At 47.3% G+C, this 13,877-nt stretch carries 5 protein-coding genes and 2 tRNA genes; 1 reads left to right on the forward strand and 6 read right to left on the reverse strand.

The window, feature by feature from the left end:
- Positions 1–19: 19 nt before the first annotated feature.
- Positions 20–1,186, reverse strand: coding sequence for a sensor histidine kinase (locus tag M1L52_RS16015; RefSeq protein WP_248616017.1), 1,167 nt, complete (start codon positions 1,184–1,186; stop codon positions 20–22).
- 194 nt (positions 1,187–1,380) lie between these two features.
- Here M1L52_RS16015 and sprA point away from each other — a divergent pair, with 194 nt between their 5' ends.
- Complete coding sequence (gene sprA / locus M1L52_RS16020) at positions 1,381–8,913, forward strand: cell surface protein SprA (protein WP_248616101.1); 7,533 nt, start codon at positions 1,381–1,383, stop codon at positions 8,911–8,913.
- Between the two features lie 87 nt (positions 8,914–9,000).
- Here sprA and asnS read toward each other — a convergent pair whose 3' ends face one another.
- From asnS to M1L52_RS16045, 5 genes are all read right to left on the reverse strand, one after another.
- Positions 9,001–10,440: an asparagine--tRNA ligase gene (gene asnS, locus M1L52_RS16025; RefSeq protein ID WP_248616018.1), complete on the reverse strand. Its 1,440-nt coding sequence runs from the start codon at positions 10,438–10,440 to the stop codon at positions 9,001–9,003.
- A gap of 95 nt (positions 10,441–10,535) precedes the next feature.
- Positions 10,536–11,972: a pseudouridine synthase gene (locus M1L52_RS16030; protein ID WP_248616019.1), complete on the reverse strand. Its 1,437-nt coding sequence runs from the start codon at positions 11,970–11,972 to the stop codon at positions 10,536–10,538.
- 133 nt (positions 11,973–12,105) lie between these two features.
- Positions 12,106–13,494 (reverse strand): adenylosuccinate lyase, encoded by a 1,389-nt coding sequence (purB, locus tag M1L52_RS16035; RefSeq protein WP_248616020.1) that lies wholly within the window; start codon positions 13,492–13,494, stop codon positions 12,106–12,108.
- Between the two features lie 197 nt (positions 13,495–13,691).
- Positions 13,692–13,766 (reverse strand) — tRNA-Val (locus tag M1L52_RS16040).
- A gap of 30 nt (positions 13,767–13,796) precedes the next feature.
- A tRNA-Val gene (locus M1L52_RS16045) sits at positions 13,797–13,871 on the reverse strand.
- Between the last annotated feature and the right edge of the window lie 6 nt (positions 13,872–13,877).

Raw genomic sequence — 13,877 nt, forward strand, 5'->3', positions numbered from 1 at the left:
ATATAATAAATAGGTGTATTTAGTTTCCTTTCTTTATTGCGTGAAGCTCTATGCGGAACGTGGTGCCTTTGCCTACCTCCGACTGCTTCACATAGATGTGTCCCTTATGATATTCTTCAACAATGCGCTTTGCAAGTGACAGTCCCAATCCCCACCCTCTTTTCTTCGTGGTGAATCCAGGACGGAACACATTGCCAACATCTTTTTTCTTTATACCCTTGCCATTGTCGGCCACCTCGATGGCCACCTTGTCATCCTCCTCAAGAAGCCACAGGTCAATCTTTCCCTGTCCTCCCTCCATAGCATCAACAGCGTTCTTACAGAGATTCTCTATGACCCACTCGAAAAGCGAGGCATTCATCTTGACAATGACATCATGGCTGGGATAATGACCCTTGATGGCTACCTTCTGCGATGTGCGCTTGTCCATATAGGCAATAACATGGTCGAGGACCTCGTTCATGGAGGCTTCTACAGGTTCAGGCAGCGATCCAATCTTTGAGAAACGCTCAGCAATGCGCTCCAGTCGCTTGACATCCTGCTCCATCTCAGGTATGAGGTCATCGTCGGGATAATTCTCCTTAAGTATCTCTACCCATGCCATGAGACTCGATATAGGTGTACCCAACTGATGGGCAGTCTCCTTGGACAGACCCACCCACACCTTGTTCTGTTCAGCACGTTTAGAAGAAAGCAGGGCAAAGACAGCAATGACAGCGAAGATAAGGACTATGCCAAGCTGCCAGTAAGGCCACATGGTGAGGCGCTTCAGCATGGTAGATTCGTCATAGCAGACGTAAAGGGCATCGGTGGTTCCTTCAAGTTCAATCTTAACAGCATTGCCGGCAGCCTTCATTCGATGACCATAGTCTGAAACGAAGGATAAAGTGTCGTCGCCACTGATGCTGATATTTCGCCAGTCGGCAACATTGCCTTCTGAGTCCATCACAATGACAGGAATAGTATTGTTGCTCTCGATGACACTCATTACAAGTGCGAGATCTGTGTTCTCATCGGCATTGTTGAACGCATGCATAGCCTCAGCCCACACCTCCATCTTGTTACGTTCCTCCACCTGAAGGTCGCGCACCAGATAATGGGATACGAGCAGCGACATTGCGGCGATAACAATCGCCGACAATACGAGAATGATTTTTACCTGCCTTATGCGGTCAGTCCACTGCATGGTTCAAACAATAAGAAAACAACAATTATTTAACCTAAAGCACAAAAAACGTCAGCAAAGATAAGCAAAAAAGATGTATTAGGCAAGAAACTGACAGTTCAAATATAATAAAAGGTGGCATTTTTCGTTCATAAGTATAACGTGCGTTAATAAAAAAGAAAGAATTGAAGCGATTAGCTTATCTATTAATCGTGATGCTGAGCATTGCCGCATTTGCACAAGTGCCTCAGCCTGACGATAACGACAAGCCGAAACGACCAACGCCAAAGGCGCAGCCAAAATCGGTGAAAGCCGTGGATGAAGACATCCCCGACTCATTGCTGCATGCGCGTTGGAGAATTCAACGTACAACCCCTATCACCACGAAGGATATAGACTCGAGCGCTCTGGACCTTCGAATGCCTGAGAACATAAAACTGGAGGCTGTATATAACGACTCGCTTAATCAGTATTTCATTGGTTCAAAGATTAGCGACAGCTACCTGAGCGCTCCTTTTATCATGTCGCCAGAAGAGTATCTGAAGTGGAGTGAACGCCGTGCGCGCCAGCAGTTCTTCCGTAAGAAGGATGCTGAGACAGCAGCAGCAAAAGGCAAAGAGAAATTCGACTTCAGTGACATGCATTTCGACTTAGGGCCAGCAGAGAAGATATTCGGTCCTGGCGGTGTGCGTATCAAGACACAGGGTACGGCAGAGCTGAAGATTGGTGCTACAATCAAAGATGTAGATAACCCTTCACTTCCTGAGCGTAACCGTCACACCACAGCTTTCGACTTCGACGAGAAGATAAACCTGAGCGTTAACGGCAAGGTGGGCGACAAGGTTAACATGAACCTTAACTACAACACCGATGCAACGTTTGACTTCGACACCAAGAACCTGAAGTTGAAATACGAGGGTAAGGAAGACGAAATAGTAAAGCTGGTAGAGGCTGGTAACATCTCCTTCCCTTCAAACAACTCATTGGTAACAGGTGCAACGAGTCTTTTCGGTGTAAGGACAGACCTGCAGTTCGGAAGACTGAAGCTGCAGACAGTACTGTCGCAAAAGAACTCGACAACGAAGAGCGTGTCGAGCAAAGGCGGTACACAGACAACACCGTTTGAGCTGAATGTTACTGACTATGAGGAGAACCGACACTTCTTCCTTGCCCATTATTTCCGCGATAATTACGACCGCTCCATGCAGTCACTGCCAAACGTGATGACTGGCATTAAAATCAACCGTGTGGAAATATGGGTAACGAACAACAGCGGTAACACAGCCAATTCAAGAAACATCGTTGCACTGACCGACCTTGGTGAGGCTACTCACATAGCAAACACCGACAACTGGTCATCGGCAGGACTCAGCGTGCCAAGCAACCAAGCAAACAACGAGTATTCAAGTTTGGTGAGTAGTCTTGACTCAGCATCAAGAAGCATAGACCTGGTATCGGCACGACTGGAGGCGATACCAAAATTCTATGGAGGCACAGACTATGAGATGCTATCTGCAGCGCGTCTGTTGTCATCAAGCGAATATACCGTAAACAGTGCATTGGGCTATGTATCGCTGAAGACAGGACTACAGCCCGACCAGGTTTTGGCAGTGGCTTTCGAATACACATATAACGGCATGACATATCAGGTAGGTGAGTTCGCTGCCGACCACACGAACACCAGTCAGGTACTGTTTGTGAAATCGCTGAAGAACACGTCGAACAATCCTTCACAAGGCAACTGGAACCTGATGATGAAAAACGTTTATTATCTTGCTACAAGCGTAGAGAAAGAACGTTTCCGCCTTGACATCAAATATCAGAGCGACACCACGGGTACATATCTCACCTATCTGCCGGAAGCAAGTCTGAAAGAGATGACACTGCTAAGGATGTTGGGGTTGGACCGTTTGGACAACAACATGAAAGCTCATTCCAACGGACAGTTCGACTTTGTGGAAGGCTATACTATAAGCAACGGAAGGGTATTCCTGCCTGCAGCAGAACCTTTCGGTGATTATCTGCGCAACTACCTGAACAAGAAAGGCATGGCCAATCTGGCAGACACATATTGCTTCGATGCGCTCTACGACTCAACGAAGACCTATGCCAAGCAGAACGCGGAGAAGAACAAGTTCATAATGACAGGTCAGTTCAAGGGAACATCGGCAAATGTAATATCACTGGGTGCCTACAACGTGCCACAAGGATCGGTGAAAGTTGTGGCTGGTGGTGTAGAGCTGACTGAGGGAAGCGACTACTCGGTAGATTACTCTGCCGGCGAGGTGACGATTCTTAACCAGAGCATCATTGACGCAGGAACTAACGTTGACGTTAGCCTGGAGGACAACACACAGTTCGGAATGCAGCGAAAGACAATGTTCGGTGTTAACTGGGAATATGAGTTCAGCAAGAATTTCACTATGGCAGGCACATTACAGCATCTGCAGGAGCAGGCGCTGATAACAAAGGTTTCAATGGGTGAAGAGCCTCTGAACAACACCATCTGGGGATTGAGTCTCAACTGGAAACAAGAGTCTCAATGGCTCACTAAGATGCTTGACCGTCTGCCTATGCTGCATGTAACTGCGCCATCGCAAATCACCTTCACTGGTGAGTTCGCCCAACTTATAGCCCATAAGCCTAACGGCACTCAAGACAATGCGTCGTATATTGACGACTTCGAGAACACAAAGAACCTCATAGACGTGAGCGACGCAAAGTCGTGGGTACTGTCGAGCGTTCCAACAATGTTCCCCAACTACAATAACAAGACAACAGTGGAGAGTGGCTACGACCGCGCATTGCTGGCATGGTACTCAGTCGACCCTATATTCACACGCCGTTCGTCAAGTCTGACACCAGCGCACATCAAGAGCGATCTTAACCAACTCTCAAACCACTACGTCAGAGAGGTTTATGTAAAAGAGCTGTATCCAAACCGTGACCAGTCAAGCTATAACGGAGCCACCTCTACCCTGCCCGTTCTCAACCTGGCTTACTATCCACAGGAACGCGGACCTTATAACCTTACTACTGAGTTCAATGCCGACGGTACGCTGAAGAACCCTTCACAGAAATGGGGCGGCATGATGAGACGACTGGAGACAACGGACTTCGAGCAGGCAAACATTGAATATCTGGAATTCTGGTTGCTTGACCCATACATCTACTCAAGAAAGGACGGCAGCGCATCAAAACGCTCAGGCAACCTGTATATCAACCTTGGTGAGGTGTGTGAGGATGTGCTTCGCGACGGCAAGAAGTTCTATGAGAGCGGCATGCCTGTCGATGGTTCAAGTTCGTTCATCAACACACAGTGGGGCAAGATTCCCAACCAGGCTACGCAGACATACGCTTTTGCTACGACAAAAGGTTCAAGACAGCTACAGGACGTTGGTCTCAATGGTCTTAACGACGACGAAGAGCGCGAGTTCGGAGCATATAAGGAATGGCTTGACAAGATTGCAGGCATAGTGCAGAACGACAGCCTTATCAACGCATGGCGACAGGATCCTGCAGGAGATGACTATCACTACTTCCGTGGTAGCGACTTCGATGCACAGAAGGTATCTATCATGGACCGTTACAAGAGGATTAACAACCCACAAGGCAACTCACCGGCTTCAGACGAACAGACTGAGTCTTACGACACCTCATATAAGACTGGTCCTGATGTGGAGGATATAAACCAAGACTTCACGCTTAACGAATATGAGCGCTACTACCAGTACCAGATTCCCATAAGTGAAGACGAGATACAGGCTTATAATAATGGTACCAAGAGTGAGTCATCATATATCGTTGACCACCGCGACTACAATGCGAAACTGCGCAATGGCGACTCCGCCACCGTGCGCTGGTTCCAGTTCAGAATACCGTTGGCAAAATATCAGGACAAGGTGGGTACCATCAGCGACTTCACCAGCATACGCTTTATGAGAATGTTCCTCACAGGCTTTGAACAGCCTATAGTGCTGCGTTTCGGAGCTCTCGACCTGGTACGCGGCGAGTGGCGACAGTATAAGAAGAACCTGAACACATCGGCAGGCACAGAGACAGGACTGCTTGAGATGAGTGCTGTCAACGTGGAAGAGAATACTGACCGCAAGCCTGTGGCATACGTTCTGCCTCCGGGCATATCAAGAGCTACAGACCCATCACAGCCCCAACTTACCGAGAACAACGAGCAGGCACTCTGTCTGACGGTGAAGAACCTGTCACAGAACGAGTCGAAGGCTGTATATAAGAACACTAACCTTGACCTGCGCCAGTATAAGCGCATGCAGATGTTTGTACATGCCAACGCTCTCATTCCAAACAACACACAGTTGCAGGACAACCAGCTGGCGGTGTTCATACGCCTTGGTAGTGACTACACAAATAACTACTACGAATACCTTATACCACTGAAACTGACTCCAGAAGGCAACTATCGCTGGAATGTTAATGGTGACCGTGTATTAGTGTGGCCACAGGAGAATATGCTTGACATCGACTTGAGCATCTTCACCCAACTGAAGAAGGCACGCAACAAGGCACGCGCCAACGGAAGCACAGGTTTCAGTCAGTTATACTCTGACTACGACCCACAGAAACCGAACAACCGAGTGAGCATTATCGGTAACCCGTCGCTAGGCGAGGTGAAGACAATGATTATCGGTGTACGTAACATGAGCAGCGGACTGAAGTCTGGTGAGGTGTGGGTCAACGAGCTACGCCTGCGCGAGACAAACAATGAGGGCGGCTGGGCAGCGTCAGGTGCAATGAACATTCAGCTCTCCGACTTCGGATCAGTGAATCTAACAGGACGCTATCTCAGTGAGGGCTTCGGTGGACTGGAAGACGGAATAATGCAGCGCAGGACTGACACAGAGAAATCATACTCAGTGACGACAAATGTGGAGCTGGGTAAGCTGTTCCCTGACAAGGCAAAGGTGACAATACCTGTTTACTACTCATATACGAAGCAGATAACCAGCCCGAAATATAATCCTCTTGACACTGACATGAAGCTCAAAGATGCTCTCGATGCAACATCAGACAAGAATGAACGCGACTCAATAGAGGACATTGCAGTGACACGCAACATTTCGAGCAACTTCTCAGTGTCAAACGCAAGAATAGGAATAAAGAACAAGAAACATCCTATGCCTTACGACCCTGCAAACTTCGCAGTGAGCTACAGTCATTCTCACAGCAAGAAGACTGGCAACACCACTGTATGGGACACCGATGACCAATGGCGAGGCTCGCTGAACTACACATACTCACCTGTCTATAAGACATGGGAGCCGTTCAATAAATTGAAAGGAAAGTCGAAGTGGCTCAACTTCCCGAAGGCACTTGGCCTTAACTATCTGCCACAGAGCATCTCATTTGGCAGCGAGCTTAACCGAACCTACTCTGAGTTGCAGGAACGTGACCTTGAGAACACCGTAAATCCGAGACTGCCACTACAGTTCAACGAGCAGTTCCTATTTAACCGCGATTTCCAACTGAGATGGGATTTGACGAAGAACTTGCACATGACATTCCAGTCGGCTACACACGCTGAGATAGAAGAGCCATACACACCTATAAACAAAGACCTATACCCTGATCACTACTCAGCGTGGAAAGATTCTGTGTGGACAAGTATAGTTCATCTAGGACGTCCTTTGGACTATAACCAATCGTTCTCGGCAAGCTATCAGTTGCCGATAGACAAACTGCCAATCTTCGACTGGCTGAAGAGCGACGCATCATACAATGCCACATACTCATGGCTGCGAGGAACGGAGCTTGACGACGGAACGACGTTGGGCAACAGCATTTCAAATAACAGCAATCTGACCATCAATGGAGCGATAAACATGGAGACGCTCTACAACCACTTCCCATTCTTGAAGAAGACAAACGAGCGTTTCAAGAAACAGCCTGCGAAGAAGACCACGAAGAAACCTGCGAAGAAAGAAACAAAGAAAGATGCGAAGGGCAAGGACGCAAAGGATAAAGAGCTAGCCAAGAAAGACGATGCCAAAGAACAGAAAGCGCTACCTAAGAACAAGAACAGCTACCAGCGCGAGGTTACTCTGTTGCCAGACACTACCATAACGATAAAACATGGCAAGAAGTCAAAGCGTCTCATAGTAACGGCAAAGACGAAAGACGGCAAGTCATATAACGTGAAATATAAGGTTGTAGATGAGAACACCATCAAGCTGAAGCCTACAGGTGATAGCATTGCACTAAAACTGAGTGTCATGACAAAGCAGCCACTCGATGATGAGTGGTGGTACTCGCCAGCGCAATACACAGCACGACTGCTGATGATGGTTCGCAACGTGAACCTGTCTTATCGCAAGCAGCGCTCAATGTCGCTACCTGGATTCTTGCCAAATGTTGCCGATGCCTTCGGACAAAATGTCAGTGGGCCAATGGCACCAGGACTTGACTTCGCCTTCGGACTGGCTGGTGACAGCTATATCCAGAAAGCACGCGACAACGGATGGCTGCTGTGTGCTGACAGCGTAGCCACACCTGCAACAACATCAATGACGGAAGACCTGCAGATAAAGGCTACTCTCGAGCCTGTACGCGACCTAAAGATTGACCTCACAGCTTCGCGCACTATGACACGCTCAAAGAGTGTACAGTTTATGTATGAAGGCATGCCGATGACACAGAGCGGCTCATTCAACATGACAACGATATCTATCAGAAGTGCCTTTGAAGGAATGGGCGATGCTTCTAACGGATACCACTCACCATCGTTTGACGAGTTCCGTCAGCGTATCGGAGAATACCACCAAAGGGTATCTGCACAATATGCAGTAGCAAAGCCAAACGTACAGAATGCCGATGGCACAGCACCTACGATAAATGGTGTAAACCCGTATTCAGCTGATGTCATGATACCTGCGTTCCTGGCAACTTACACCTCTGGAAGCAGCAAGTCGCTAAGCCTGTTCCCCGCGCTGAGCAGGATGCTGCCAAACTGGACTATTCGCTACAGCGGATTGTCAAAGTTAGAATGGGTGAGCGAGTACTTCAAGAGCGTGAACATAAACCACGGCTACAAGTCGATGTTCAGCATTGGCTCATATAACACATACAGCTCATGGCTCGAATATATGGGTGACTTAGGCTTCGTAAAGAGTGCAGACGGAAGCTATACACCAAGCTCTATGTACAACATCTCTACAGTGAGCATCAACGAGGCATTCTCTCCACTGCTCGGCATAGACATGACGCTTCACAATAACATGACTTTCAAAGTGGAGTATAAGACAACACGAGTGCTGAACCTGTCGATGACAAGTGTACAGATAAACGAGGCTCTGTCAAAAGACTGGGTTATAGGAATGGGCTATAAGATCTCGAACTTCAACCTCTTCAGCTCAGGAAACTCAAGCCGCAAGGTGAAAGGTGCCAAGGGTAATCGCGACAAGCAAGAACAGGACAGTTCAAAATCTAAACAGACAACGAAGAAGTCGGGCGTTAACCACGACCTGAATACTCGTGTTGACGTATCGTTCCGTAATCAGGCTGCTATCACGCGTGACATAGCTACAGGCACATCATCGGCATCGAGCGGCAACTCAGCACTGAAGATATCGCTATCTGCGGAATATACTCTCTCGCGCTATCTCAGCATGACAGCTTACTATGAGCGTCAGACCAACACTCCCCTACTATCCGCCAACAGCTATCCAACAACGACTCAGGACTTTGGCATCAGCATGAAGTTCTCGTTGACAAGATAATAATAATGTGACATATACTAAATAAGTTGACACTTTTGGGATTTCCAAAAGTGTCAACTTATTTAATATGATGCTATAACGAATGCTTTAGAACTCAGCAGACTTTGGTGTACGTGGGAAAGGTATCACGTCACGAATGTTCTGCATACCTGTAACAAACAAGATGAGACGCTCGAAGCCGAGGCCGAAACCAGCGTGAGGACATGAGCCCCAACGACGTGTGTCAAGATACCACCAAAGGTGAGTGGTGTCCATGTGACGACGGTTTACCTCGCCCATAAGTGTGTCATAGTCAGCCTCACGTACAGAACCACCGATAATCTCACCTATCTGTGGGAACAGCACGTCGGTACCCTGCATCGTAGGACCAGGAGCAACACTGCCTTTGTATCCAACAGAGCCACCATCAGCAGTGCTCTCATTCTGCTTCATGTAGAACGACTTGATAGCCGTCGGATAGTCTGTCATAATGACAGGCTTCTTAAAGTGCTCCTCAACGAGGTAACGCTCATGCTCAGATGCAAGGTCATCGCCCCAGTTACATGGGAATTCAAACTTCTTACCGTTCTTTATTGCCTCCTGCAGAATGTTTATACCCTCGGTGTAAGGCAGACGAACAAAGCTATCCTTCAGAACGCCTTCAAGACGCTGGATAAGAGTCTTGTCAATCATCTGGTTGAGGAATGCAAGATCGTCCTTACAGTTGTCCAGTGCCCAACGTACACAGTACTTGATGAAATCTTCCTCAAGATCCATCAGCTCTTCCTGGTCAAGGAAGGCTATCTCTGGCTCAATCATCCAGAACTCTGCCAAGTGGCGAGGAGTATTGGAGTTCTCAGCACGGAAAGTAGGACCAAAAGTATAGATTGCGCCAAGAGCGGTGGCACCGAGCTCACCTTCAAGCTGTCCGCTTACAGTAAGCGATGTCTGCTCACCAAAGAAGTCATCATCATAGATAATCTTGCCCTGTTCGTCCTTCTTCAGGTCATAGAGGTTCTTTGTTGTTACCTGAAACATGTTTCCTGCACCCTCACAGTCACTTGCTGTGATGAGTGGTGTGTGGAAATAGAAGAAGCCATGCTCATGGAAATAGGTATGTATAGCCATTGCCATGTTGTGACGGATGCGCATCACAGCACCAAATGTATTGGTACGAAGACGCATGTGAGCGTTCTTACGCATAGCCTCAAAGCTCTGGCCCTTCTTCTGCATTGGGTAGTCACTGCCGCAGAGACCATAAATCTCAAGTTTGGTAGCCTGAATCTCACTACTCTGGCCAGCACCCTGACTTTCAACCAACAAGCCCTCAGCACAGATGCAGGCACCTGTGGTGATATCCTTCAACACCTGCTCGTCGAACTTAGTGGGATCAACGACGATCTGTACATTCTTTATGGTAGAACCATCGTTGAGGGCAATGAAGTCAACAGCCTTGGAAGAGCGGTGCGTACGCACCCAACCCTTCACACAGACTTCCTTACCATATTCTGTGCTCTTCAGCACGTCAATAATCTTAGTACGTTTCATTTGTATTTTGTATTTACTAGGGTCACTAATCTTTCTAGTTTTACTAGTTCTACTAGTTTTACTAGATTAACTAGTTTCTCTAGATTATCCAAGTATTATTCGTAAGCACCCATGCGCAGACGCTCAACCTCTTCTTCTGTGAGGTAACGCCAGTCACCACGACGCAAGTTCTTCTTAGTAAGACCTGCAAACTGCACACGGTCGAGCTTGTTAACCTTATAGCCGAGGCTCTCGAAGATACGACGCACGATGCGGTTCTTACCAGAGTGAATCTCAATGCCTACCTGCTTCTTGTCTACAGGATCAGCATACTGGATATCGTCTGCCTTGATTTCGCCATCCTCAAGCATCACGCCCTCTGCAATCTGCTGCAGGTCATGTGCAGTAACGTTACGATCAAGATATACATGATAAATCTTCTTCTTCAAGAACTTTGGATGTGTCAGCTTAGAAGCCAGGTCACCATCGTTGGTAAGAAGCAGAACACCTGTAGTGTTACGGTCAAGACGGCCTACAGGATAGATACGCTCTGAACATGCATTCTTGACAAGATCCATAACGGTCTTGCGCTGCTGTGGATCATCGTTGGTTGTAACATAATCCTTTGGTTTGTTGAGAAGGACATATACCTTTTTCTCAAGAGAAACGGGCTGATCATGGAAGCGAACCACGTCAGTACGCAGAATCTTTGTACCCAGCTCGGTAACAACCTCACCATTTACAGTAACTACACCTGCCTGGATGAACTCATCAGCCTCACGACGGCTGCAGACACCTGCATTAGCAAGGAACTTGTTCAGACGGATTGGCTCATTGGGATCAAAGTGCTGCTCCTTATATTCTATGCGCTTCTTCAAGCTATACTTTGCATTGGGATCATAGTCGGCTGTACGCTGACGCTGGTAGCCACCCTGACGCTGTTGATAACCGCCCTGCTGACGCTGGTAGCCACCCTGACGCTGCTGGTAACCGCCCTGCTGACGCTGGTAGCCACCCTGACGCTGCTGGTAGCCTCCCTGCTGACGCTGGTAGCCTCCCTGACGCTGCTGGTAGCCACCCTGCTCTCCATCCTGATTATAACGGGGACGATAGCCCCCCTGACGCTGCTGGTAACCACCCTGCTCACCATCCTGATTATAACGGGGACGATAGCCACCCTGGCGCTGCTGATAACCACCCTGCTCGCCATCCTGATTGAAACGGGGACGGTAGCCACCCTGCTGACGCTGCTGATAGCCGCCCTGATGCTGCTGATAAGTACCTGCAGGACGTGGACGGTAGTTTCCACGCTGTCCATTCTGTCCCTGCAGACCAGCACCAAAGCCTTCCGGACGGAATCCTCCTTCTTCATCATTGTTATGTTTGTTAAAGCTATTACGCTCATAACCTGTCGAAACTGGACGTTGGCCAGTGTGAATACGTGGACGTGGTGAACGTCCTACTGGTCTATAATCTTTCTGATAGCCCTCACGGCTTACGGTCTGTTCTTGTGCAGTCTTCTCTTCTTGCTGCTTTTCGTTTTCAAAATCCATAATAAATAAGTCTTTTAATAATAAATAATGTTGTTAGTATTAATAGCTGAGCCTCACGGCCCATAATTTATTTAAATAATTATTTCTTGGTTGAACAATTCTTTTTGCCTTCGTGTCAGATAATCACAATTTTTCAGATTCCTGTATAGTTCCACGGTGTGATTGCCATCAGCTCTTCTTTCACAGAATCGCTCACCTCAAGAGTCTTAATGAACTCATGGATGGTCTCTTCCGTCATCTTCTTGTTTGTACGAGTGAGAGCCTTAAGGGTCTCATATGGATTGGGGTATGCCTCACGGCGCAAGATGGTCTGAATAGCTTCTGCTACTACAGCCCATGTTTGCTCAAGATCCTCATGCAGTTTGTCCTCATTGAGGATAAGTTTACGCAGTCCTTTCAGAGTGCTCTCAAAAGCTATGACTGCATGTCCCATTGGCACGCCTACATTACGCAGAACGGTTGAGTCTGTCAAATCACGCTGCAAACGACTTACAGGCAATTTCTGTGCCAAGAACTGAAGTATGGCATTTGCAATGCCAAGGTTGCCCTCTGAATTCTCATAGTCAATTGGGTTTACCTTATGTGGCATAGCACTTGAGCCTACCTCGCCTGCCTTAATCTTCTGCTTAAAATACTCCATTGAGATGTACATCCAGAAATCACGGTCAAGGTCAATCACTATCGTATTAATGCGACGCATGGCATCAAAGATAGCACCAAGCCAGTCGTAATTGGAAATCTGTGTAGTGTATTGCTCACGCTCAAGACCAAGCTTCTCACTAACGAAGCTATTACCGAACTCACGCCAGTCATACTGTGGATAAGCCACATGGTGAGCATTGTAGTTACCCGTCGCCCCACCAAACTTTGCTGTTATAGGAGTATCTTTAAGTGAACGGAGCTGTTCCTCAAGACGATATACATATACCATAATCTCTTTACCAAGGCGTGTAGGAGAAGCTGGCTGTCCGTGGGTCTTTGCCAACATGGCAACATTCTTCCACTCCTCAGCATAGTCATGGAGCTGCTCTATCAACTCTTCAACAAGTGGATAATAAACATTCTCAAGTGCTTCCTTTATTGAAAGGGGAACACTCGTATTATTAATGTCCTGAGAAGTTAAACCGAAATGGATAAATTCCTTGTATGGCTGCAGATTGAGATTCGAAGACTGAAGATTATCAACCTTTATTGTTCCGTTTTCAATCTCATCGAACTTCTCCTTAATATAATATTCAACTGCCTTAACATCATGATTTGTAACCTTCTCAATGTCTTTCACACGCTGTGCGTCGGCAGGAGTAAAATTGCGATAGATGCCACGCAGCGACTCGAACAGAGAGTGGTCAAATGACTCAAGTTGAGGAAGGGGAAGTTCACAAAGAGTGATGAAGTACTCAATTTCTACGCGTATGCGATAACGAATCAATGCATATTCCGAGAAAAAGTCTCCAAGCGGTTCAGTTTTACCGCGATAGCGGCCATCGATAGGCGAGATGGCAGTTAATTTGTTAAGTTCCATGTTTTGCTTATCCAGAAGATTATCCTTATTGCGGCAGCAAAGTTACGAATTTTTATCAATAATGAAGAACGAAGAATAAAGATTTTTCAGCTAGTAGATTATTTTTTTATAAATATCAACCTCCTAATGATGGATTACCAGAATAACATTCCTAAAGACAAAAAAAAATCGCAATCAATGAAGATTGCAATTTCTTGTGGGCGTTGACGGATTCGAACCGCCGACCCTCTGCTTGTAAGGCAGATGCTCTGAACCAACTGAGCTAAACGCCCTTAATGACTGACGAGAAGTAATTGTTTTTGTGGGCGTTGACGGATTCGAACCGCCGACCCTCTGCTTGTAAGGCAGATGCTCTGAACCAACTGAGCTAAACGCCCTTACTT

The sequence above is a fragment of the Prevotella sp. E13-27 genome (assembly GCF_023217965.1).
Taxonomy (GTDB): Bacteria; Bacteroidota; Bacteroidia; order Bacteroidales; family Bacteroidaceae; genus Prevotella.